This window comes from Cellulomonas sp. P4_H4, assembly GCF_056400865.1.
The window spans coordinates 36,362-56,642 of the sequence record NZ_JBFUKL010000009.1 but is presented as its reverse complement, the minus strand read 5'-3'; the positions used below and the strand labels follow the sequence as shown (position 1 = coordinate 56,642).

Here is a 20,281-nt window from a genome sequence, read left to right as displayed (position 1 = left end):
CCGGGACTGTGCGAGCGTCTTCCCGTGAGCGATGACGACACGAGGTCCCAGTACGAGCGCATGGTCGCCGGCGACTGGTACGAGGCCACCGCCGACCTGGTGGCCATGACCAACCAGGCCCAGGAGCGGGCACACCAGTACGCGGACGCGTTCCGGATAGACGCCGACGCGGCACAGGTCGAGCTGCGGGCGCTTCTGGGGACTCTCGGCGACGACACGACGATCCGCCCGCCGCTGTACGTCGACTACGGCAAGCACCTCCACATCGGCGCGCGGACGTTCGTGAACTTCGGGCTGGTGGCGCTGGACGTGGCGCCGATCCACATCGGCGACGACGTCCTCCTGGGTCCGAACGTCCAGCTCCTCACGCCCGTGCACCCGATCGACCCCGAGGCTCGGGGCGCCAAGCTCGAGTCGGCGAGGGCGATCACGATCGGCAACAACGTGTGGCTCGGTGGCGGCGTGATCGTGTGCCCCGGCGTGACGATCGGCGACAACACGGTCGTCGGCGCCGGCTCGGTGGTGACCAAGGACCTCCCCGCCGACGTCGTGGCGGTGGGCAACCCGGCCCGCGTCGTGAAGGAGGTCTGAATGACCGGCATCCTGCTGCCGCGCGACCTGCCGATCGCGCAGCTCGTCCCCTATGCCAGGCGTGCGGAAGCCCTCGGATTCACCGAGATCTGGGTGGTCGAGGACCTGCCCTTCCGTGGCGGCATCGCGCAGGCCGGCGTCGTTCTTGCGAGCACCGAGCACATCCGGGTCGGCATCGGCATCCTGCCTGCGGCCGTGCGCAACCCGGTCTTCGCGGCGATGGAGGCCTCGACCCTCGCCGAGCTGTACCCGGGTCGGCTGGATCTCGGCGTCGGACACGGGATGCAGGGCTGGATCCGGCAGGTCGGTGCCTGGCCGGCCAGCCCGCTGACGATGCTCGACGAGCACATCGGTGCGCTCCGGGCGCTCCTGCACGGCGAGAGGGTCACGCTCGACGGGCGGTACGTCCAGGTCGACGGGGTGCAGCTGAACACGCCGCCGGCGACGCCGCCGCCGGTCTATGCCGGGGTGCGCGGGGCAAGGTCGCTCGCGCTCGCCGGCCGGGTCGCCGACGGCGTCGTGCTGGCCGAGCCTGTGACGCCGGAGTACCTGGCGCAGGTGCTGGCGCACGTCGGCCGGCGCGTGCCGGTCGTCGCCTACTGCGTCGCCGCCGTGGACGCCGACGCGGACCGGGCTCGTGACCGCGTGCGGCCAGCCCTCGAGTGGGTGGGCGATCCCGACTGGGCGCCGCACATCGACCCGCTGCCGTTCGCCGACGAGTTCCGCGCGCTCCGGGCGTCATCGTCGAGCCGGTCCGAGTTCATGGCCCGCGCCCCGGCCGGCTGGGTCGACCAGCTGGCCGTCGTCGGGACGCCGGCGCAGGCCAGGGCACGGCTCGCGCAGCTGCGCGAGGCCGGCGTCACCAGCCCGGTGCTCATCCCGGCAGGCCCCGACCCGCGCAGCGCCCTCGAGGAGCTAGCGTCGCTCGTATGAGTCGAGTCGTGGTCACGGGTGGCAGCGGAAAGCTCGGGCGGGCGGTCGTCACGCACCTCGCCGAGCAGGGGTACGAGGTCGTCAACGTGGACACGACACCGCCCCCGCCCGGCCAGCCCGCGCTGTTCACGCGCGTCGACCTGACCGACCTCGGTCAGGTCACCGAGGCGCTGACCGGGATCGACGACCGCTACCAGGGCGTCGACGCCGTCGTGCACCTCGCGGCGATCCCCGCGCCGGGTCTGCGGCCGAGCGGTGCGACGTTCGCGAACAACGTGCTGAGCACGCACCACGTGTTCGACGCGGCCCGACGAGCGGGCATCCGGAACGTCGTGTGGGCGTCCAGCGAGACCGTCCTCGGCCTGCCGTTCGAGACGCCCCCGCCGTACGCGCCGGTCGACGAGGAGTACACGGTCCGGCCCGAGAGCACGTACTCGCTCGGCAAGGCCGTTGAGGAAGAGATGGCCCGGCACTTCGCTCGCTGGGACCCGGAGGCCAAGCTGATCGGGCTGCGCTTCTCGAACGTCATGGACGTCGAGGACTACGCGCAGTTCCCGTCGTTCGAGGCCGACCCGCGGCAGCGCATCTGGAACCTGTGGAGCTACATCGACGCGCGTGACGGAGCCTTGGCCGTGCAACGCGCGCTCGAGTCCGACCTCACCGGGTTCGAGGCGTTCATCGTGGCCTCCCCGGACAACGTCATGAGCACCGACTCGGCCGACCTCATGGCGCGGTACTTCCCGGACGTCCCGCTCAAGCGACCCGTGCACGGCACCGAGACGCTCCTGTCGATCGACAAGGCGCGCCGGCTCCTCGACTTCCAGCCCGTGCACAGCTGGCGCAACCACGTCTGAGCCGTCACTGCCCTGGTCACTGGGCCCTTTCACCCCCGTGGCCGCGTATCCGTGGGCGTCGGCCGCACCCCTAGGGATGTGCGGCCGAGTGGAGGTCGCGCACCCACCACCCTGACGACGCGGGCCCGCTCCCGCGCGCCGTCCGAGGGAGCCACCCATGAGCAGCGCCGTGCCGTTCGCGTTCCTGGTCCATCCCCGGGCCCAGATCGGGCAGGACCTGGCCCGGATCTGGCGTCCGCTGGGGGCGATCCCCGAGCGGCTGCTCGACGCGGCCGTCCGCCGGCTGCCGCTGCCCCCGGCGTCGATCTCGCGCGTGCTCCTGGGCGACCAGCCCGCCGGCGACGTGGTGTACGTGCCCTACGGCGCGCGACACCTGCTGAGCGAGCCCGGCGAGGGCCGGGCGCGCGTCACACGTGCGGTCGAGCACGCGGCCTCGCTCGGCGCCGGGGTGGTGGGCCTGGGCGCGCTGACCGCGACCGTCACCGCCGGCGGCGTGAGCCTGCGCGGGCGGACCGACATCGGTGTGACCAACGGCAACGCGTACACCGCGGCCGTCGTCGAGGACCAGCTGCTCGCCCTGCTCGGGCACCGGCGTCGCGTCGCCGTGGTCGGGGCCACCGGAAGCGTCGGCACCACGCTCGTGCGTCTGCTCGCGCGCGGCGGTGCGGTGGACTCGCTGACGCTCGTCGCCCGTGGGGATCCCAAGCTCGCGATGCTCCAGAAGGAGGTGGGGGGTCGGGTTCCGACGACCATCGCCACCGACGTCCTCGGCGTGCGCGACTGCGACGTCGTGGTGCTCCTGACCGCGTCGACGGAGGCTCTGCTCGGTGCGGAGCACCTGGCGCCCGGCGCCGTCGTGCTCGACGCGACGCAGCCGCGCAACACCGACCCCGACCTGCTGGTGCAGCGCCCGGACGTGACGGTCGTCGACGGTGGCGTGGTCGACATCCCGACCATGCGCCTCCGGGGTGCGGACATCGGCCTGCCGCCGGGGCGCGCGTACGCGTGCTTCGCGGAGACGTTCCTGCTCGGTCTGGCCGGCCACGCCGGTCACTTCTCGATCGGCGTACCGACCCTCGACCAGGTCTCGCACGTGCGCGACCTCGCGCACCGGTTCGGGCACCTCGGGTTCGGCGCCGCCCCGCCGACGAGCTTCGGACGGCCGCTGCCGGAAGCGCTGGTGTCGGTCCGATGAGGCGCGTCGTCCTGCTCGGCGGCGGGTACGTCAGCCTGCACGCGTACGGTGCGCTCGCCCGGCGCCTGCGCGGCGAGCTGCGTCGTGGCGAGGTGGAGATCGTCGTGATCAGCGCGGACACCGTGCACAGCTTCCACGGGTTCACCGGCGAGGTTCTGGCGGGGCTGCTGCCCATCGACCTGACCCGGACCCCGCTCACGGAGGCGATGCCGAAGGCCCGGGTCATCCACGCCCGCGTCACCAGGGTCTCGCTCGACGACCGCCAGGTGCACTACGGCGTCGGTCAGGTCGTCACCTACGACGCGCTCGTCGTCGGCACCGGCGCGCGCGAACCGGTCGCCGGCCTCGAGGGCGCGCTGACCCTGCGGGGTCCGGGCGACATCATGAGGGTGGTCGAGCGTGCCGACGACGGACCGGTCGTGGTGATCGGCGGCGGCCTGGCCGGCGTCGAGCTTGCGGCGGCTCTCGCGGACCGCGGCTCGTCGGTGACGCTGGTGCACGCGGGCGACGCTCTGGTGCAGGCCCTGCGTGCGGAGCAGCCCCGGCTCGCGGTCCGTTGCGACCGTGAGCTCGCGCGCCTCGGCGTCGACGTACGGACCGGCGTGCGGGCGGTGTCGGTCGACGCGTCCGGGGTGGCCCTGTCCGACGGGTCGAGGCTCGACAGCCGCGTGGTCCTCGCAACGACCGGCCAGCGGGCGGTCGCGCTGCCCGGTCTCGACGACCTCCCGCGCGACCCGCAGGGCCGTCTGGTCACCACCCGTGAGCTCGAGGTCGCGCCCGACGTCTGGGCCGCGGGGGACGCGGCTCGTGTGCTGCACCCGCGCTCGGGCGAGCCTGTCACCGCGAACGCGCTGTGGGCCATCAAGGCGGGCGACCAGGTGGGTCGCAACGTCGCGCACGTGCTGCGAGGCGGTTCGTCGCGACCGTTCCGGTACCTCGGCCTCGGACAGGCCGCGTCGTTCGGCGTCGGTCACGGCGTCGCGGACCTCTACGGTCTCCCGATCACCGGCTGGGCCGCCTGGCTCCTGCGCGTCGGGTTCTTCGTGCGCTTCATGCCGTCGCGCTCACGGGCCGTGCGCGTCCCGGGTGCGCTGGTGCGCGGGCGTCGCCCGGTCCACGAGGCGGCACCGAGGACCAGCCTGACGGCAGGTACCGTTCCGGGGTGAGCAGACGATGACCGTTCGACACGCCCTGGCGCGCGGGTTCTGGCGGGTGAGCCGGTGGACCCTGAAGACCGAACGGGTGCCGACGGACGGTGCGGGGCTGCTCATCGGCGCACCGCACACCTCGAACTGGGACTTCATCCTGATGCTCGCCATCGCCGGCGAAGGTGAGGTCCCCATCCGGTGGCTCGGCAAGAACGGGCTCTTCCGGGGGATCGGCGGACCGGTCATGCGCGGGCTCGGGGGCATCCCGGTGGACAGGGCCAACCCGGCCGGGCTCGTCGACGACCTGGTCGCGCGGATCCAGGGTGGTGACCGCTTCTACCTCGTCGTCACACCCGAGGGCACGCGCAGCGGTGACGGCTGGAAGTCCGGGTTCTACCGCATCGCACGCGCTACGGGCCTGCCGGTCACGCTCGGCTACGTCGACCGCACCACGATGACCGCTGGGCTCGGCCCGACGATCGAGCTGACGGGCGACGTGCCCGCGGACATGGACGTCATCCGAGCGTTCTACGCCGACAAGTCCGGCTTCGTGCCCGCGCGCCGCACCGAGCCGCGGCTCCGCGAGGAAACTGCCTGACGGTTCCGCCGCGCGCGTCGCCCTCACCTGCGACGATGCCCGGATGACCGTGGACGTCCCGACGGCCGCGGAGGTCGTCGGCCAGCCGTACAGCTGGTCGGTGTCGACCGGTGACCACCCCGAGGGGATCTGCACGGTCACCAGCTCCTGAGAGGCATGTCTCGGCACCCCTCGCTAACGTCGGTCGGATGAGGGCACACGACGAGCTCGACTGGTCCCGGACCGACCTCCACCCGGCCGGCGTCCATGGCTGAGAACCTGGTCGCGCGGGCCGTCGTCGAGGTGCCGGCGTCGGCCGAGGAGGTCTGGTCGGTGCTCGTGGACCCGACCCAGCGCTGGATGGTGGGTGCACGCGTGACCAGCACCTACGAGGTCGGGGACCCCATCACGTTCGACGGGGAGTGGGAGGGCAAGCCCTTCCAGGACCACGGCGAGATCGTCGAGGTCGACCCGCCGAACCTGCTGCGGTACACCCACTACTCACCGTTGTCCGGACAGCCCGACGTGCCGGAGAACTACCACCACCTGACCTTCACGCTGGTGGAGTCCGGGGGGTCGACGACGGTCTCGCTCGAGCAGGACGGCAACGGCTCCGCCGACGAGGTGAAGCACGCCGAGGGCCTCTGGGGGCAGGTGCTCGAGGCACTCGCTGCTGCGATCGCTCCGGATGCGAAGGCATCAGAGCCGACGTAACGTCGAAGCGTTGCCAACCCGAAAGGAGTGATTCCCATGGGTATCGACGACAAGGTCTCGAATGCCGCACAGGACGCCAAGGGCAAGGTCAAGGAGGCCACCGGCAAGGTGACCGACGACGAGCGCCTCGAGGCGGAAGGCAAGGCCGACCAGGCCAGTGCCGACCTCAAGCAGGCAGGCGAGAAGGTCAAGGACGCGTTCAAGTAACGGACCGTCTCCACGTACCGGGGCCCCTGTCTCTCGACGAGAGAGGCGGGGGCTCTCGTCTGCCTGAATCCAGGTGACCAAGAAGCAACACTCATTGCGCAACGACTATTGCGCAATGAGTGTTGCGCGTCGTACGGTGGTGCCATGAGCACCGACGGCACCACCGAGTCGCACCCCTTCGCGGGAGCTGAACGGTCCAGCGACCCCGAGCGCATCCGGGCGCTCGCCCACCCGCTGCGCCTCGAGCTGCTCGACTTCCTCGCGGACGTCGGCGAGGCCACGGCCACCGAGTGCGCCAAGCACACGGGCGAGACGGTGGCCAACTGCTCGTTCCACCTGCGCCTCCTCGCCCGCTACGGGTTCATCGAGCCCGCCGCCCGTCGCGGCCGTGAGCGCCCGTGGCGCCGCGTCGAGACGCGCCAGTACTTCACGCCCGACGTGTCGGTCCCGGGGTCGATCCACGCGGTCGCCGAGCTCGCGGAGATCGCGGTTCGCCGCGAGGCCGACCAGTTCGTGGACTTCATGCGCGAGCGCGCCGCCCGCACCGAGGAGCTGGCCGGCCAGCGCCTGCCGGTCGTCCTGAACGGGGAGTCGTTCTGGGCCACGCCCGACGAGGTCGAGCAGCTCAACGAGGCGATCGCCGCGCTCATGGAGCCCCTCCTCGTCCGCTCGTCCGACGCGACCGGACGTCCGCCGGGCGCGCGCCTCATGCGCTGGTTCTCGACGCTCCACCCTGATCTCGCGTTCCCTGCAGCACCCGGTCCGGAGGCGTCCGACGCCCCCCAGCAGACAGCCCAGCACTCCCCAGAGGAGGCGTGACATGGTCGCGCTGACGTACGACGTGCGCACGGTGCGCATCCCCATCCCCCGACTCGTGCTCCGCGCCGGCCGAGCACGCCTGCAGCGGCGCCCGGTCCCGGTCGCGCACCGCCCGCACTGGGTGCGGACCGAACGCGCCGCTGCGGAGCGTCGCAACGAGGCGCAGCGCGCCGCCGCCCTGGCTCTGCGGTCGGGCGCGGGGTACTGAGCCCCCGATCGAGCCATCCGGACGGCGGTCCGCGCCGAACCCTGTGCGTCACACTCCTTCGACGCTCGGTGCTCCCATGTCTCTCGTCCGGCCCGCGGCCACGGCCGCACTCGTCGTGGACCGCCGCGGCACCGCCGCAGAGCGGGCAGCCGAGCGGTGGGGCACACTGGCCCGCGTGGAGCCAGCCCCGAGACCGTCCGGTCCCGCCGCTGACCCCGGCGCGTCCCCGATCTCGGCCGAGTCGCTGCTGGCCGCGGTCGCGATCGGCGACGACTCCGCCTTCGCGGCCCTGTACGACACCCTCGGTCGTGGCGTGTTCGGCACGTGCCTCGGCGTCCTGCGCGACCCGGACCACGCGGCCGAGGTCGCCCAGGAGGTCTGGGTCGAGGTCTGGCGGCAGGCGCCACGGTTCGACGCCACCCGCGGGTCCGCGCGCACCTGGGCGCTCACGCTCGCGCACCGGCGGGCTGTCGACCGGGTGCGCTCCGTGCAGTCTCAGCGTGACCGTGACCAGCGCGACCTCGACCTGAGCCCCGAGCGTCCGTCCGACGTGGTGGCCGACGAGGTCGAGGCCGCGCTCGAGCAGACCCGGGTGCGTGACTGCCTGGGCACGCTCACGCCGACGCAGAAGGAGTCCGTGGTGCTCGCCTACTACGGCGGGCGGACCTACCGTGAGGTGGCCGACGAGCTCGCCGCGCCGCTGCCCACCGTGAAGTCGCGCATCCGGGACGGCCTGCTCCGGCTCCGCGACTGCCTGGGGGTGAGCTCATGAGCGAGAACCCGACCCACGCGGAGCCCTCGGGACCGGACCTTCCGTCCGACGACGCCCGTTCGCTGCTCGGCGCCTACGCCGTGCACGCCGTGGACGCCTCCGAGCGTGCCGCCGTCGAGGAGCTGGTGGCCGCCGACCCGGAGGCCGCGCGTCAGCTGGCCGACCTGACTGCCGTCGCCGCGATCCTCGGCGACGCGGTCGCTGCCGACCCGCCGCCGGCCCTGCGCGACGCGGTCCTCTCCGCGGTCGCGACGACCCCGCAGGTCGGCCCACGCCATGCGGCAGCAGAGAGCCCGTCGATACCAGACGTCGAGACGCCCGTGACCGACCTGGCGTCGCGTCGGCGCCCACGTCGGACGCAGTGGCTGGCGATCGCCGCGGCGGTCGTCGTGGGCGCCGCCATCCCGACGGCCATCGCGGTGCAGCAGGCGCAGCGGGCGAACGAGGTCGAAGAGCAGCAGCAGGCGCTCGCGGACCTGCTGACGGACCCCTCGGCCGTCGTCGTGCACGGCACGCTGGACGGCGGGGGCACGGCGACCGCCGTCATGACGGACTCACAGGCGCTGGTCAGCGCGTCGGACCTGCCGGATCCTGGCGACGAGCACGTCTACCAGCTCTGGGTGGTCAGCGGTGACGAGGCGGCGTCTGCCGGCATCCTCGCCGACGCAGGCGGCAGCGCCCGAGCGTTGACGGACGACTTCTCCCCGGGCGACGCGCTCGCGATCACGGTGGAACCCGCGGGCGGCTCGGACCAGCCCACGACGACGCCGGTCGTCGTCCTCTCGGCCGCCTGACCTGCTCGTCGCACCTCCCCGAGGCGCCTACGGGTGCTACCCGTCTCGCGACCGAGCACTGGAGGCAACCCGTCGTTGGGCGACCTCCAGCACTCGTGATTCGGCCCGGCCCGTCAGTGTGCGTGCGTGTGGCGCAGGCGGCTCAGCAGACCCTTGCGGGTGATCGGGCGCACGTCCTGCTGGCGCGCGGCGCAGGCGCGACGACGTTCGACGGCCAGGGCGAGCTGACGCTCGCGGTTGAGGTAGTCCATGAGGTTGAGCTCGGGGTTCACGTGGGGTCTCCACTTCCTTGTGTGACACTGCGGCCGGGGTCTCCGGTGCCAGCCACTCTGCTCGCCCCGGGCGCGTGTACCAGAGGCTTAGGGCCCGAATCGGACGGGTGATCCTCACGAACGAAGCCCCCTCCCGCTCATCCGAGACGGACGAGCGGGAGGGGGCTTCGCAGTGGGCGGATCACATGGTCGGCATCAGGACCGCGTCGATGAGGTAGACGGTCGCGTTCGCGGTGTGGACGCCGCCGCAGATGACCTTGGCGCCGTTCACCGTGAGGTCGTCGCCCGAGCCGGCGACCTCGACCGTTCCGCCCTCGACGGTGGTCTGCGTGCCGGCCACCATGTCGGGCGAGAGCTGCCCGGGGACCACGTGGTACGTCAGGATCTTGGTCAGGGTCGCCGAGTCGGTCTTGAGCGACTCGATCGTGGCCGGGTCGATCGCTGCGAACGCGTCGTCGACCGGTGCGAACACCGTGAACTCCCCGCCGTTCAGGGTGTCGACCAGGTTCACGTCCGGGTTCAGCTGGCCCGAGACCGCGGCGGTCAGCGTGGTGAGCAGCGGGTTGTTCGACGCCGCCACCGCGACCGGGTCAGTCGACATGCCGGTCACGGAGCCAGGCCCGTCGGGGACGGCGGTCGCGTAGTCGGCACAGCCGGTGCCGACGAGGTCTGCAGCCGGGTCGGCCGTCATCGCGTCGTCGTCGGCCATCGCGTCGGGGGTCTGCGACGGCGCCGCCATCTCGGACGAGCCGGCTGTGGTGTCGTCGTCCGACGCGCTGGAGCAGGCGGTGAGCGCGAGGCCCGTCACGCCGGCGAGCAGGACGGCGGCGATGCGGGTGCGGTTCGTGGTGCGCATGGTGACTCCCTGTGATCGTGGTCCGGGCGGTGTGCCCGGTCGTCCCGTGTCGCAGGGTGGTTCGGGGCCGACGCAGTGCCGGATGGGTCCGGATCGTCGGCGGAGCTCGACCCATCCACGGGGTGCCTCGTCGCGAACCTCCGCCATGGACCTGCTCACGCTCGCGCTCATCGGCCTCATCGGCGGCCTCATCACCGGCATCTCGCCGTGCATCCTCCCTGTGCTCCCGGTCGTGTTCTTCGCCGGCGGCGTGGAGGCGGCGCGGGACAAGCCCCGCAGGCCCCCACCCGGAGCGGGTTCGGACGAGGGCAGGACGAGCGGACCGTCAGGCGCTGCGCGGCCGGTCGTCGCCGGCCGTGCCGCGCCGAGGGGGATGACTGTCGGTGCGCTCGCACAGCCGTCGTTCCTCACGCGCACGACGACGACGCCCGTCGGGGGACCCGCACCGACCAGCCAGAGCGCGCCGATGCCGGCGGCCGGTCCGTCGTCGGAGAGCCACGTCGCGGTCCTGGAGAGGACGCACTCCGACGACGAGCGGGACCGCGCTGCGGCGCGGCGTCCGTACCTGGTGATCGCCGGCCTGGTCACGAGCTTCACGCTGGTGACCCTCGTCGGGACCGTCGTGCTCAACCTGCTCGGCCTCCCGCAGGACCTGCTGCGCTGGGCGGGGATCGCCGTGCTGGCGCTGCTGGGGCTCGGACTGCTCGTGCCGCGCTTCGAGGAGCTGCTCGAGCGACCGTTCGCACGGCTGACCCCGAACCGGGTGCCGGGCAAGGGCCGGGGCGGGTTCGTGCTGGGACTCGGGCTCGGCGCGGTCTACGTGCCCTGCGCCGGCCCGGTGCTGGCGGCGATCACCGTGGCGGGCGCGACAGGGTCGGTCGGTCTGAGCACGATCGTCCTCACGGTGACGTTCGCCCTCGGCGCGGCGATCCCGCTGCTGGTCCTGGCGCTCGCAGGCCGCAAGGTGGCCGAGCGCATCGCGACGTTCCGGAACCACCAGCGGGGGATCCGTGCAGCGGGCGGGGTCCTGATGATCCTGCTGGCGCTCGCTCTCGCGTTCAACGTCACCGACGCGATCCAGCGCGCGCTCCCCGGGTACACCGACGCGCTCCAGGAGAAGGTCGCCGCCAACGAGACCGTGCGCGAGCAGCTCGACCTCGGCGGGCTCGTGACCGCGGAGAACCAGAAGATCGGCGACTGCACGAACAACTCGGCCGCGCTGGAGGACTGCGGACCGGCCCCGGCGCTGCGTGGCATCGACACATGGCTGAACACGCCGGACGGAGCGCCGATCGACCTGGCCGAGCTCCGGGGCAAGGTCGTCCTGCTCGACTTCTGGGCGTACTCCTGCATCAACTGCCAGCGCTCCGTCCCGCACGTCACCGCGTGGGACGAGGCCTACAAGGACGCCGGGCTCGTCGTGATCGGGGTGCACACCCCCGAGTACGCGTTCGAGCGTGAGACCCGCAACGTCGAGGACGGCGCGAGGCGGCTGGGGATCACCTACCCCGTCGCGCAGGACAACTCCTATGCCACGTGGACGGCGTACCGGAACCGCTTCTGGCCCGCGCACTACCTGATCGACGCGACCGGGACGATCCGCCAGGTGTCGCAGGGCGAGGGCGGGTACGTCCAGACGGAGGCCTTGATCCGCGAGCTGCTCGCCGACGCGGACCCCGGCGTAGCGCTCCCGGCATCGACCGACGTCGACGACACCACGCCCGTCGACGACGTGACGCCGGAGACCTTCCTGTCGGTCGGCAAGCACCGCAACGTGGCGGGCGACTACCGGGAGGGCACGTCGACGTACACGCTCCCCGAGGACCAGCAAACGGACACGATCGCACTTGGTGGAACATGGACGACCGACTATCAGGGCGCCACGGCGGGACCTGGCGCGACGATCCGGCTGCGCTACCACGCAGCAGTCGTCCAAGCAGTAATCGGCGGTGTTGGCGCCGTCACAGTGCGGATTCCACACACGAACGGGGATACGGCGGAGGATCTCGTCATTGATGTCGGGGGATCGCCGCGGGCATATCCGCTGGTCAGCGGCACGGAGACGGGGGAAGGGACGCTCGAGCTCCATGTTCCTGAGGGTGTCCAGGTGTTCTCCTTCACGTTCGGATGACACGCCGGGTGAACTGAACGACCGTCCGGATTGCGCCGGGTGAACGCCCAAGGAGGTCACAGCGCTCGCTCAGATACCGCCGACTGGGTGAAAAGAACGTGTGTGCGAAGTTGCGCGGGCGCGATCACTTCCTTCACAGACACCCGTCGGCTAATGTCGGACTTGTCAGCGAAAACGGCAAACCCTCTGCAAAGAGGGGACGCAAAGCCACGGGACCTACACGGTCAGCCGGGCTACCGAACAGACAGGACACCCACATGGACCAGCGTGGATACTCGGTCGACCCGTCAGAGACGTCGATCCCGGTCAAGAACGCGTTCCCGGCCACCCGCCTTCAGGCGTGGGCAGGACTCGCGGCCCGCGGCCAGGCGGTCGAGCTGGTTCCGGCGCAGCGCGAGCACGCGGCCGCCTGAACCACAGCACACCTTCGCACTCCACGTAACCCTCGCCCCTCGGGGCGGGGGTTTCGTCATGTCCGGCGACTGGGCACTGAATCCGTCTTGATGGGTCTTAGCACCCTGCGCCTGGGCGGCGGCGGGTCCCGTGCGCGAGCCCGCGTTCGAGTCGCCGGAGGGACAGCGAGCGCCCAACCGCAGGTCAGAGGCCAGTTCCGGACGGGTCGCAGACCAGATTCAGACCGACATGCGTCCATCCAGGTGGATAAATGCAGAATCTTCACAATGTCGGCTAGCCTCAGCGCAGCGGGCCCGCCACTCGGGGTGGTCCCAGGGTGGAAAGAAGAAGGTCGTATGAACAACTTCTCCCAGTGGCTCTGGCTGCTGATCTGGTGGTTCCTGTTCGTCGTCTACCTGATGATCCTGTTCCAGATCATCGGTGACCTGTTCCGCGACCGCGAGCTCAGCGGCTGGTGGAAGGCGCTCTGGATCATCGGACTCGTCTTCGCACCGTTCCTGATCGCGCTGATCTACCTGATCGCCCGCGGTCGTGGCATGGCCGAGCGCCAGGTCTCCGCCATGCAGAAGGCGCAGGCCAACCAGGACCAGTACATCCGTGAGGTCGCCGGTGGGAAGTCGCCCGCCGAGCACATCACCGACGCGAAGGCGCTCCTCGACGCGGGCACGATCTCGCAGGCGGAGTTCGACACCCTGAAGGCCAAGGCGCTCGCCTGACCTGCAGCTGAACGACGGCGTCCGGGCCGGTACCCCTCCAGGGGTGCCGGCCCGGAAGTCTGTCCGGACCTGCTCGCCGGGCGACGAGGCGGGACGGCGACGGGGCCGCCAGCACGACGCGAGCTAGAGCTCGTTCCTCTTCTGCAGGTACTGCATCGCGACCCAGCCGATCGGGATGCGCAACCAGTAGGTCACCACGCGGAAGACGACCGCGATGGAGGTCGCGACACCGGCGTTGATGCCGGTGATGCTGGTGAGAGCACCGGCGAGCGCGAGCTCGATGGTGCCCATGCCGCCAGGGGTGGGGATCAGTGCGCCGGCGGTGTTGCCGACGAGGTAGACCAGGGCGACCTGGATGAGCGTCGCGTGCTGCCCGAACGCCTGCATCGAGGCGTAGAACGCGAAGATGAACCCGAGCGTGATGAGCAGGTTGCCGGCCAGCGCGAGTGCGAGCCGCCACGGCTGACCGAGCACCTCGATGAGCCGGGGCCAGGTCTGCCGGAGCGTCGGGAGGGTCTTGGCGAGCACCCACTGCCGGACGCGCGGGATCAGCAGGGACGCGGCGACGAGCGCGGCGATGATGCCGATGATGATGAGCACCGCGGGCGAGATCGGGAGCTCGGACTGCTGGTTGCCCGAGATCAGGGTGAGCACGATCAGGAGCCCGAGCGTGACGATCAGCTGGCTGACCTGGACGAGTGCGACCGTCGCTGCCGACAGCGTGGCGGAGATGCCGCGCTTGGTGAGCATGCGCAGGTTGAGGGCGGCCGGGCCGAGGCCGGCGGGTGCGGCGAGCGCGACGAACGCTGCTGCCGTCTGCACAAGGATCGTGGTCCACAGGCGGAGCTTGACCGGCGAGAACGCGACGAACGCCAGGGCGGCGCCGAGCAGCGTGAGCATCCCGAGCAGGAACGCGACCGCGGTCCAGCGCCAGTCGCTCTCGACGAGCGCCGACGAGATCTCGTCGATGTTGATCGTCGTGACGACGAACAGGACCGCCACGATCGGCACGACGACGGTCAGCACCGTGCGCGCGCCGAACCGCACGAGCTGCTGCGGCTCCACGTCGGCCTCGGGAAGCCGTGCCACGAGGGCCGACCGAAGCTCGGGGAGGACCTCCTTGTGCGCGCGCATCTCGTCGCGTGTCAGGCGCGGCAGCGAGATCGTCTGCAGGAGAGGCCCGATCGCGCCGATGTCGTGGTCGGGGAGCACGTCGGCGGCGGACCCGACGGCCCGCTCGGCGCCGACGCGCAGGGCCAGCAGGGCGACGAGCTGCGTGACGTCCATCCGGCGCGCCAGGTCGGACGACGCGACGTCGCCCAGCTCCCAGCTGGTGATCCACACGACGGGCTGACCGACGACGTCCTCGACCAGGATCACGTCACTGGTCAGGGCGCGGTGCGCGATGCCGGCCTCGTGCGCGAGGTGCAGCTGGGCCCAGATCTCTGCGAGCAGCCCGTCGGTGAAGGCCTCCGGCGGCAGGTCCGCGAGCGGGACCGCGTGGCCGGGGCGTTCCTGGACCAGGATCATCGAGTCCTCGGCCTCGGCCATGCTCAGCAGCTTCGGCGTGCGGACGCCCGCGGCGCGAGCCGCGTAGGAGAGCAGCGCGGCGCGCTCGCTCGCCTGACGCAGGGAGACGACCGAGCGTCGCTCGATGCCCCGCATCCGCAACGAGCGCCACAGCCGGGTGAGCATGCCGACGACCTGTCGGTCGCCGTCGACCACGACGAGGTCGAGGTCGTCGCCAAGGTCTGTGGTCAGGGCGTAGACGCGGTTGCGGGTCGAACGGGTCAGCGCGCGCGCGGCGGGGTCGGTGCCGAGGTCGGGCAGCGGCACCTTGGAGTCCGCGGCCTCGGCCTCGGTGGTCGGGTCGGCGACACGCACGATCCGGACCGGGTCGAAGCCCGCGCGACGGACGCCGCTGACGAGGCTCTCGCCGTACGCGCGCTCCGAGCGGACACCCGAGAGGTACCGCACCCCGAGCCCGGCGACGCGGCCGACGAAGAACGAGACCATCAGGCCCGGCAGCGACACCCCGGCGGTGATGAGCAGGACACCGGTAGCGATCCAGAGCAGGTTCCAGGACCACCTCACGGTCCGCCGACGAGCACGCGGGCCGACGACGGTCAGGAGCCCGACCAGCAGTGCGACGTAGCCGGGAAGGGTCAGCACCCACTCGCCGCCGGAGCGGATGGACAGGCCGATCGAGAGCTCCTCGGACGCGAGCTGCTCGATCGCGTACCGCACGATCTCGTTCAGCAGCACCGCGACGAGCGCCGCGAGCAGCCCCTCGAGCAGCTGGCGCCCGAGCCGCCGGATCGCGAGCTCGGTGATCACGGCCAGAGGGACCAGGAGGGTCACGAGCCCCTCGAGCACCTGCACGGGCACGAACAGGATCTCGGACAGCAGCGAGGCGAAGCCCTGGACGTCCTCGGCGACGCCGGTCGTGGTGTTGTGCGCGTACGTGGCCAGCGCCATGACGAGGACGATGCCGAGCAGCGACAGGATGATGCCCAGCAGGTCGCTCGGGTGGTGCACACGCGCGCTCGGGATGTCGATGATCTCGATGGGCTGGCGGGGCGGTCCCACGGCGTCTGCGGGCGACGCGTCAGGTGGCTCGTCGCCGGCCGTCGCAGAGCCCGCGGCGGCGAGGTCGTCCGCCGCCGCGCGACTTGCGGACGGCGTCGCGGACATAGGGGCGAGTCTAGGCAGCCAGGCTCAGAACACAGGCTAGTTGGGTGTCCGTCGCGTGCGTGGTGCTGCGCACACGGCCGCGAGCGCCCGGCAGTCGAGTCGCGGCACGCGGTGCACGATTCGTGGGGATCGGTCCACTACCGTGGCGCACGAGCCGGCGCGAGAGCGCCGTGCCCCGACTCTCGTGGAGGCCTCGATGTCCAACCTCTCCGCAGCCGAAGCCTCGGCCGCCGCCCAGCGCGTCTGGTGGGTGCCCGTCGTCCGCGGCGTGTTCCTGCTGATCCTCGGCGGGGTCATGCTCGCCAACCCGCTCTGGTCGGTCACCGCGCTCGTGTGGATCTTCGGGTTCTTCGCGGTCCTCGACGGCATCGTCGCGATCGCCGAGTGGTTCACGCAGCGCAAGGAGGCGGGCGCCGGCTGGTGGCTGCTGACCGGCATCGTCAGCCTGGTGATCGGTCTGGTCGCCATGTTCTTCAGCGAGAAGACGGCAACGGTCGTGTTCTGGCTGATCGCGATCTGGGTCCTGCTCGTCGGCATCCTGCAGATCATCGCGTCGGTCATCCGCTACCGCGCCAAGGACGAGTTCTGGTCCTGGATCCTCGCGTCGGGGCTCACGTCGTTCCTGATCGGCCTGCTGCTCATCACGCACCCGCAGACGTCCGTGAAGGTCGTCGTCGTGATCCTGGGCCTGTTCGCGTTCGTCGCGGGCGTGCTGCTGGTCGTGGGCGGCTTCGCGTCGAAGAAGGTCGACAAGCCGGCCCCCACGGTCATCGAGGGCTGACCGCTAGTTGACGTGCAGTGCTGCCAGCCAGGCGGCGGGTATCAGGGCGTAGCCGACGAACACGAACGTGTCCATGATCGTGTGCGCGACGACCAACGGCATGACCCGCCGCCTGCGCGTGTAGTAGAACGCGAACAGCACACCCATGATCGCGTTGCCGACGAAACCGCCCCAGCCCTGGTACAGGTGGTATGAGCCGCGCAGCAGGGCGCTCGCCGCGATGATCACCGGGACCTTCCAGCGCAGCTCCCGGAGCCGCTCCATGAGGTACCCGACGACGATGACCTCCTCCAGCAGCGCGTTCTGCACGGCCGCGAAGAGCAGGACCGGGATGGTCCACCAGGCGGCATTCAGCGCGGAGGCCTGGACCTCGACGGCGAGCCCGAGGTAGCGAGCGCCGGCGTACAGCGCGAGGCCGGGGATGCCGATGCACGCGGCGAGCGCGACACCGACCCCGAGGTCCCGCAGCGGTCGCGTGAACGTGAGCCCGATCCGACGGACCGCCGAGCGTCCGTTGGCGGACAGCAGGTAGAGGGCGAGCGCGACGGGGATGAGCGCGAAGCCGATCTGCAGCAGCTGGTACGTCAGGTCCAGCCACGGACGCGGCGACCGGCTCGGGTTCAGCGTCGTCGACTGCGACCCCAGCGACTCCTCGCGGGTCAGCCGGTCGATGATGGCGACGATCGCGTAGAGCCCGGACCTGCCCAAGGAGAGGCCGAGGACGATCCAGATCTCGGTCGTGATGCGGCGGCGGTACGCCTTCTCGCTGATCGGGGGCGCGACGGCCAGGACCGAGGGCGTGCTGGGGGCGTCGGCAAACCTCGAACCGTCCACCTCGGCGGCAGGAGGCAGCCCGGCAGGTGGCGGCGCTGTCATGCCCCGAGGGTAGGACCGATCTCTGAGTGTTTGCTGGACGCCCGCTGAAGGACCGCCCTACCGGAACGTGCGCAGCCGCAGCGAGTTGCCGACCACCAGCACCGACGAGAAGGCCATCGCCGCACCCGCGATCATCGGGTTCAGGAGCCCGAACGCCGCGAGCGGGATCGCCGCGACGTTGTAGGCGAACGCCCAGAACAGGTTCTGCTTGATCACGCGCAGCGTCTTGCGGCTGAGCCGGATCGCGTCGCCCGCCGCACGCAGGTCGCCGCGGACGAGCGTCACGTCGGCGGCCTCGATCGCCACGTCGGTGCCGGTGCCCATCGCGAGGCCCAGGTCGGCGGTGGCCAGGGCGGCGGCGTCGTTGACGCCGTCGCCGACCATCGCGACGCGGGCACCCTCTCTCTGGAGGCGGGCGACGACGTCGACCTTGTCGGCGGGGAGCACCTGGGCGAACACGTCGTCCTGCGCGATGCCGACCTCGCGGGCGGCCTCGAGTGCGGCACCCCGGCTGTCACCGGTGAGCAGGATCGGCCGGAGCCCGAGCGCCTTGAGCTCCTGGACCGCCTGCGCCGAGCTTGGCTTCACCGGGTCGCGCAGCACCAGGACGCCGCGCGCGGATCCGTCCCAGGCCACCATGACCGCGGTCGCGCCGTCGGCCTCGGCGGCGTCGAACGGCTCCCGCCAGTCCGTCGTCGGCACTCCCTGCGCCTCGAGCCACGCAGGCTTGCCGACGAGGACGCGCCGACCCAGCCCGACGCCCGAGTGCGCGGTGCGGACCACGCCGGAGACGCCCAGGCCGGCGTCGGCCCGGAAGTCGAGCACCTGGTCGGAGCCGATGACGACGCCGTCGCCCCCGACGGTGCCGTCGCGGCTGTCCACCGCGGCAGCGATCGCGCGCCCGATCGGGTGCTCGGCCAGCTGCTCGACCGCGGCGGCGTACCGGAGCACCTCATCGCCACCGAGAACGTCGACGAGCGCCATGCGGCCCTCGGTGACGGTGCCCGTCTTGTCGAGCACCACGGTGTCGACGGCGCGGGTCTGCTCCAGCACCTCGGGACCCTTGATGAGGACGCCGAGCTGGGCGCCGCGGCCGGTGCCGACGAGGAGCGCGGTCGGCGTCGCGAGGCCGAGTGCGCAGGGGCAGGCGATGATCAGCACGGCGACGGCGGCGGCGAACGCGGCCTGCGTGCTCGCTCCCGTCGCGAGCCAGGCACCGAGCGTCACGAGCGCCAGGACCAGGACCACGGGGACGAACACCGCGGAGATCCGGTCCGCGAGCCGCTGGACCGGCGCCTTGCCGGTCTGAGCAGCGGCGACCAGGCGACCGATCTGCGCGAGCCGTGTCTGCTCGCCCACGCGGGTCGCGCGCACGACGAGCGCGCCCGAGGTGTTGATCGTCGCGCCGGTCACCTCGTCGCCGGGGCCGACGTCGACCGGCACGGGCTCACCCGTGAGCAGGCTCGTGTCGAGGGCGGACGTGCCGCTGACGACGATGCCGTCTGTGGCGACCTTCTCGCCGGGGCGCACGATGAACTCGCTGTCCACGGAGAGCTGCGCGACCGGCACGCGGTGCTCGGTGCCGTCGACGAGCAGCGACACGTCTTTGGCGCCGAGGTCGAGCAGCGCGCGCAGCGCGTCGCCGGCCCGGCGGCGTGAGCGGTGCTCGGCGTACCGGCCGGCCAGCAGGAACGTGGTGACCACGGCCGCGACCTCGAAGTAGAGCTCGGTGGCGTGTCCCTCCCGCGGCCACAGCGACGGCGTCATGGTCATGCCGAGCTCGCCCGCGCCGCCGAAGAACAGCGCCCACAGCGACCAGCCCGTCGCGGCGATGATGCCGATCGACACGAGCGTGTCCATCGTCGACGCCCGGTGCCGGGCCGCCCGGGCGGCGGCACGGTGGAACGGCCACGCGGCCCAGGTGGCCACCGGGAGCGCGAGCGCCGCGACGACCCACTGCCAGCCCGTGAACTGCAGCGCGGGAACCATCGACAGCAGGAGTACGGGGACGCTCAGGACGACGGCGACGCGCAGCCGTCGGCGCAGGTCGGTGCCGCGGGCGTCGGTCGGGGCCGACGTGTCCTCCTCGGCGTCCATGTCATGGCCGGGGGCCATCGTGTGCCCCGAGAGCGCGTGCTCGAAGGTGTCCATCTGGTGCCCGTGGCCCGACATGCTGTGCCCGGACATGCCGTGCTCCGCGAGGTCGTGGCCCGGGTCCTGCGCGGGGGCGGTGGGCGGGCGCCCCGCCGGCGTCGAGGACCGCGTGACGGTGGCGTCGTAGCCCGCCGACCGGACGGCTGCGACCAGCGCGTCGGTGTCGGTGGCGTCGGCGCCCTCGTCGGAGAGGTCGATGCGCACGTGCGCCGACTCCAGGGGGAGGTTCACCGTGGCCTCGACCCCGGGCAGGCGGTTGAGCTTCTTCTCCACGCGTGCGACGCACGACGCGCAGGTCATGCCCTCGATCGCGAGGTCGACGGTGTGCGCGGTCGTCATAGCAGCGACCTCAGCGGCGTCACCGCGTACCCGGCCTCGACGACGGCCTCACGGACCGCGTCGTCGGACAGAGGTGCGGCGGAGGTGACCGACACGGTCGACGAGCCGCCGACCGCCAGCTGGATCGCGACGTCGGAGACGCCGGGCAGGGCGGACAGCTCGGAGGTGACCGCGGAGACGCAGTGGCCGCAGGTCATGCCGTCGACGCCGAAGGTGGTCGTGGTGGTCGTGGACAT

The 20,281-nt window shown here is 71.7% G+C and carries 22 protein-coding genes and 1 riboswitch; of the genes, 16 read left to right on the top strand and 6 right to left on the bottom strand.

Annotation, left to right across the window (positions count from 1 at the left end; translation table 11 throughout):
- The first annotated feature begins 24 nt into the window (after positions 1–24).
- From AC1DPN_RS19175 to AC1DPN_RS19120, 12 genes are all read left to right on the top strand, one after another.
- On the top strand, positions 25–591 hold the full coding sequence (locus AC1DPN_RS19175; RefSeq protein WP_477086376.1) for a sugar O-acetyltransferase: 567 nt from the start codon (positions 25–27) through the stop codon (positions 589–591).
- On the top strand, positions 592–1,524 hold the full coding sequence (locus AC1DPN_RS19170; protein ID WP_477086375.1) for an LLM class flavin-dependent oxidoreductase: 933 nt from the start codon (positions 592–594) through the stop codon (positions 1,522–1,524).
- Positions 1,521–2,378, top strand: a complete 858-nt coding sequence (locus AC1DPN_RS19165) for an NAD-dependent epimerase/dehydratase family protein (protein ID WP_477086374.1) — start codon at positions 1,521–1,523, stop codon at positions 2,376–2,378. Before AC1DPN_RS19170 ends, AC1DPN_RS19165 begins: the two co-directional genes overlap by 4 nt.
- Positions 2,379–2,535: 157 nt before the next feature.
- Positions 2,536–3,573, top strand: coding sequence for a semialdehyde dehydrogenase (locus AC1DPN_RS19160; RefSeq protein ID WP_477086373.1), 1,038 nt, complete (start codon positions 2,536–2,538; stop codon positions 3,571–3,573).
- A complete protein-coding gene (locus AC1DPN_RS19155; protein ID WP_477086372.1) occupies positions 3,570–4,739 on the top strand; it encodes an NAD(P)/FAD-dependent oxidoreductase in 1,170 nt (389 codons plus the stop codon). Before AC1DPN_RS19160 ends, AC1DPN_RS19155 begins: the two co-directional genes overlap by 4 nt.
- Before the next feature lie 7 nt (positions 4,740–4,746).
- Positions 4,747–5,319 (top strand): 1-acyl-sn-glycerol-3-phosphate acyltransferase, encoded by a 573-nt coding sequence (locus AC1DPN_RS19150; RefSeq protein ID WP_477086371.1) that lies wholly within the window; start codon positions 4,747–4,749, stop codon positions 5,317–5,319.
- Between the two features lie 246 nt (positions 5,320–5,565).
- Positions 5,566–6,012 carry an SRPBCC family protein gene (locus AC1DPN_RS19145; RefSeq protein ID WP_477086370.1) on the top strand — a complete coding sequence of 149 codons (447 nt, stop codon included), beginning with the start codon at positions 5,566–5,568 and terminating at the stop codon, positions 6,010–6,012.
- A gap of 36 nt (positions 6,013–6,048) precedes the next feature.
- Entirely contained in the window at positions 6,049–6,219 is a 171-nt protein-coding gene (locus tag AC1DPN_RS19140) for a CsbD family protein (protein WP_477086369.1), read from the top strand.
- A gap of 144 nt (positions 6,220–6,363) precedes the next feature.
- On the top strand, positions 6,364–7,038 hold the full coding sequence (locus AC1DPN_RS19135; RefSeq protein ID WP_477086368.1) for an ArsR/SmtB family transcription factor: 675 nt from the start codon (positions 6,364–6,366) through the stop codon (positions 7,036–7,038).
- Between the two features lies 1 nt (position 7,039).
- Positions 7,040–7,246, top strand: coding sequence for a hypothetical protein (locus tag AC1DPN_RS19130; protein WP_477086367.1), 207 nt, complete (start codon positions 7,040–7,042; stop codon positions 7,244–7,246).
- Positions 7,247–7,322: 76 nt separating this feature from the next.
- Positions 7,323–8,018 carry an ECF RNA polymerase sigma factor SigK gene (sigK, locus tag AC1DPN_RS19125; RefSeq protein WP_477086366.1) on the top strand — a complete coding sequence of 232 codons (696 nt, stop codon included), beginning with the start codon at positions 7,323–7,325 and terminating at the stop codon, positions 8,016–8,018.
- Positions 8,015–8,812 (top strand): anti-sigma factor, encoded by a 798-nt coding sequence (locus tag AC1DPN_RS19120; RefSeq protein WP_477086365.1) that lies wholly within the window; start codon positions 8,015–8,017, stop codon positions 8,810–8,812. The genes sigK and AC1DPN_RS19120 overlap by 4 nt, the downstream gene beginning before the upstream one ends.
- 113 nt (positions 8,813–8,925) lie before the next feature.
- On the opposite strand, the gene AC1DPN_RS19115 is transcribed toward AC1DPN_RS19120, so the two are convergent.
- Both AC1DPN_RS19115 and AC1DPN_RS19110 read right to left on the bottom strand, forming a co-directional pair.
- Entirely contained in the window at positions 8,926–9,084 is a 159-nt protein-coding gene (locus AC1DPN_RS19115) for a hypothetical protein (RefSeq protein WP_477086364.1), read from the bottom strand.
- A gap of 181 nt (positions 9,085–9,265) precedes the next feature.
- Positions 9,266–9,940, bottom strand: coding sequence for a fasciclin domain-containing protein (locus tag AC1DPN_RS19110; RefSeq protein WP_477086363.1), 675 nt, complete (start codon positions 9,938–9,940; stop codon positions 9,266–9,268).
- 145 nt (positions 9,941–10,085) lie between these two features.
- Here AC1DPN_RS19110 and AC1DPN_RS19105 point away from each other — a divergent pair, with 145 nt between their 5' ends.
- The 3 genes from AC1DPN_RS19105 (at position 10,086) to AC1DPN_RS19095 (ending at position 13,201) form a co-directional block, all read left to right on the top strand.
- Positions 10,086–12,071: a cytochrome c biogenesis protein DipZ gene (locus AC1DPN_RS19105; RefSeq protein WP_477086362.1), complete on the top strand. Its 1,986-nt coding sequence runs from the start codon at positions 10,086–10,088 to the stop codon at positions 12,069–12,071.
- A gap of 166 nt (positions 12,072–12,237) precedes the next feature.
- A riboswitch (cyclic di-GMP riboswitch) is annotated at positions 12,238–12,312 on the top strand.
- A gap of 16 nt (positions 12,313–12,328) precedes the next feature.
- Complete coding sequence (locus tag AC1DPN_RS19100; protein WP_477086361.1) at positions 12,329–12,484, top strand: hypothetical protein; 156 nt, start codon at positions 12,329–12,331, stop codon at positions 12,482–12,484.
- A gap of 336 nt (positions 12,485–12,820) precedes the next feature.
- Positions 12,821–13,201, top strand: coding sequence for a hypothetical protein (locus tag AC1DPN_RS19095; protein WP_477086360.1), 381 nt, complete (start codon positions 12,821–12,823; stop codon positions 13,199–13,201).
- A 123-nt stretch (positions 13,202–13,324) separates the two neighbouring features.
- Here AC1DPN_RS19095 and AC1DPN_RS19090 read toward each other — a convergent pair whose 3' ends face one another.
- Complete coding sequence (locus tag AC1DPN_RS19090) at positions 13,325–15,895, bottom strand: flippase-like domain-containing protein (RefSeq protein ID WP_477086359.1); 2,571 nt, start codon at positions 15,893–15,895, stop codon at positions 13,325–13,327.
- Between the two features lie 196 nt (positions 15,896–16,091).
- Between AC1DPN_RS19090 and AC1DPN_RS19085 the strand changes: the two genes are divergently transcribed.
- Complete coding sequence (locus tag AC1DPN_RS19085; protein WP_477086358.1) at positions 16,092–16,676, top strand: HdeD family acid-resistance protein; 585 nt, start codon at positions 16,092–16,094, stop codon at positions 16,674–16,676.
- Positions 16,677–16,679: 3 nt separating this feature from the next.
- Here the strand turns inward: AC1DPN_RS19085 and AC1DPN_RS19080 are convergent, their stop codons facing one another.
- The 3 genes from AC1DPN_RS19080 to AC1DPN_RS19070 are packed head-to-tail and all read right to left on the bottom strand — an operon-like array spanning position 16,680 to position 20,281.
- The gene (locus AC1DPN_RS19080) at positions 16,680–17,552 is read right to left on the bottom strand and encodes a CPBP family intramembrane glutamic endopeptidase (RefSeq protein ID WP_477086357.1); all 873 of its coding nucleotides are present in this window, start codon (positions 17,550–17,552) and stop codon (positions 16,680–16,682) included.
- Positions 17,553–17,609: 57 nt separating this feature from the next.
- Positions 17,610–20,045 carry a heavy metal translocating P-type ATPase gene (locus AC1DPN_RS19075; protein ID WP_477086356.1) on the bottom strand — a complete coding sequence of 812 codons (2,436 nt, stop codon included), beginning with the start codon at positions 20,043–20,045 and terminating at the stop codon, positions 17,610–17,612.
- Positions 20,042–20,281 carry a heavy-metal-associated domain-containing protein gene (locus tag AC1DPN_RS19070; RefSeq protein WP_477086355.1) on the bottom strand — a complete coding sequence of 80 codons (240 nt, stop codon included), beginning with the start codon at positions 20,279–20,281 and terminating at the stop codon, positions 20,042–20,044. The genes AC1DPN_RS19075 and AC1DPN_RS19070 overlap by 4 nt, the downstream gene beginning before the upstream one ends.

Bases quoted from the DNA above. Each gene is read 5' to 3' on its own strand.
- AC1DPN_RS19170 (WP_477086375.1), top strand. From the start codon at position 592: ATGACCGGCATCCTGCTGCCGCGCGACCTGCCGATCGCGCAGCTCGTC.
- AC1DPN_RS19165 (WP_477086374.1), top strand. From the start codon at position 1,521: ATGAGTCGAGTCGTGGTCACGGGTGGCAGCGGAAAGCTCGGGCGGGCG.
- AC1DPN_RS19160 (WP_477086373.1), top strand. From the start codon at position 2,536: ATGAGCAGCGCCGTGCCGTTCGCGTTCCTGGTCCATCCCCGGGCCCAG.
- AC1DPN_RS19155 (WP_477086372.1), top strand. From the start codon at position 3,570: ATGAGGCGCGTCGTCCTGCTCGGCGGCGGGTACGTCAGCCTGCACGCG.
- AC1DPN_RS19150 (WP_477086371.1), top strand. From the start codon at position 4,747: ATGACCGTTCGACACGCCCTGGCGCGCGGGTTCTGGCGGGTGAGCCGG.
- AC1DPN_RS19145 (WP_477086370.1), top strand. From the start codon at position 5,566: ATGGCTGAGAACCTGGTCGCGCGGGCCGTCGTCGAGGTGCCGGCGTCG.
- AC1DPN_RS19140 (WP_477086369.1), top strand. From the start codon at position 6,049: ATGGGTATCGACGACAAGGTCTCGAATGCCGCACAGGACGCCAAGGGC.
- AC1DPN_RS19135 (WP_477086368.1), top strand. From the start codon at position 6,364: ATGAGCACCGACGGCACCACCGAGTCGCACCCCTTCGCGGGAGCTGAA.
- AC1DPN_RS19130 (WP_477086367.1), top strand. From the start codon at position 7,040: ATGGTCGCGCTGACGTACGACGTGCGCACGGTGCGCATCCCCATCCCC.
- sigK (WP_477086366.1), top strand. From the start codon at position 7,323: ATGTCTCTCGTCCGGCCCGCGGCCACGGCCGCACTCGTCGTGGACCGC.
- AC1DPN_RS19120 (WP_477086365.1), top strand. From the start codon at position 8,015: ATGAGCGAGAACCCGACCCACGCGGAGCCCTCGGGACCGGACCTTCCG.
- AC1DPN_RS19110 (WP_477086363.1), bottom strand. From the start codon at position 9,940: ATGCGCACCACGAACCGCACCCGCATCGCCGCCGTCCTGCTCGCCGGC.
- AC1DPN_RS19105 (WP_477086362.1), top strand. From the start codon at position 10,086: ATGGACCTGCTCACGCTCGCGCTCATCGGCCTCATCGGCGGCCTCATC.
- AC1DPN_RS19100 (WP_477086361.1), top strand. From the start codon at position 12,329: ATGGACCAGCGTGGATACTCGGTCGACCCGTCAGAGACGTCGATCCCG.
- AC1DPN_RS19095 (WP_477086360.1), top strand. From the start codon at position 12,821: ATGAACAACTTCTCCCAGTGGCTCTGGCTGCTGATCTGGTGGTTCCTG.
- AC1DPN_RS19090 (WP_477086359.1), bottom strand. From the start codon at position 15,895: ATGTCCGCGACGCCGTCCGCAAGTCGCGCGGCGGCGGACGACCTCGCC.
- AC1DPN_RS19085 (WP_477086358.1), top strand. From the start codon at position 16,092: ATGTCCAACCTCTCCGCAGCCGAAGCCTCGGCCGCCGCCCAGCGCGTC.
- AC1DPN_RS19080 (WP_477086357.1), bottom strand. From the start codon at position 17,552: ATGACAGCGCCGCCACCTGCCGGGCTGCCTCCTGCCGCCGAGGTGGAC.
- AC1DPN_RS19075 (WP_477086356.1), bottom strand. From the start codon at position 20,045: ATGACGACCGCGCACACCGTCGACCTCGCGATCGAGGGCATGACCTGC.
- AC1DPN_RS19070 (WP_477086355.1), bottom strand. From the start codon at position 20,281: ATGTCCACGACCACCACGACCACCTTCGGCGTCGACGGCATGACCTGC.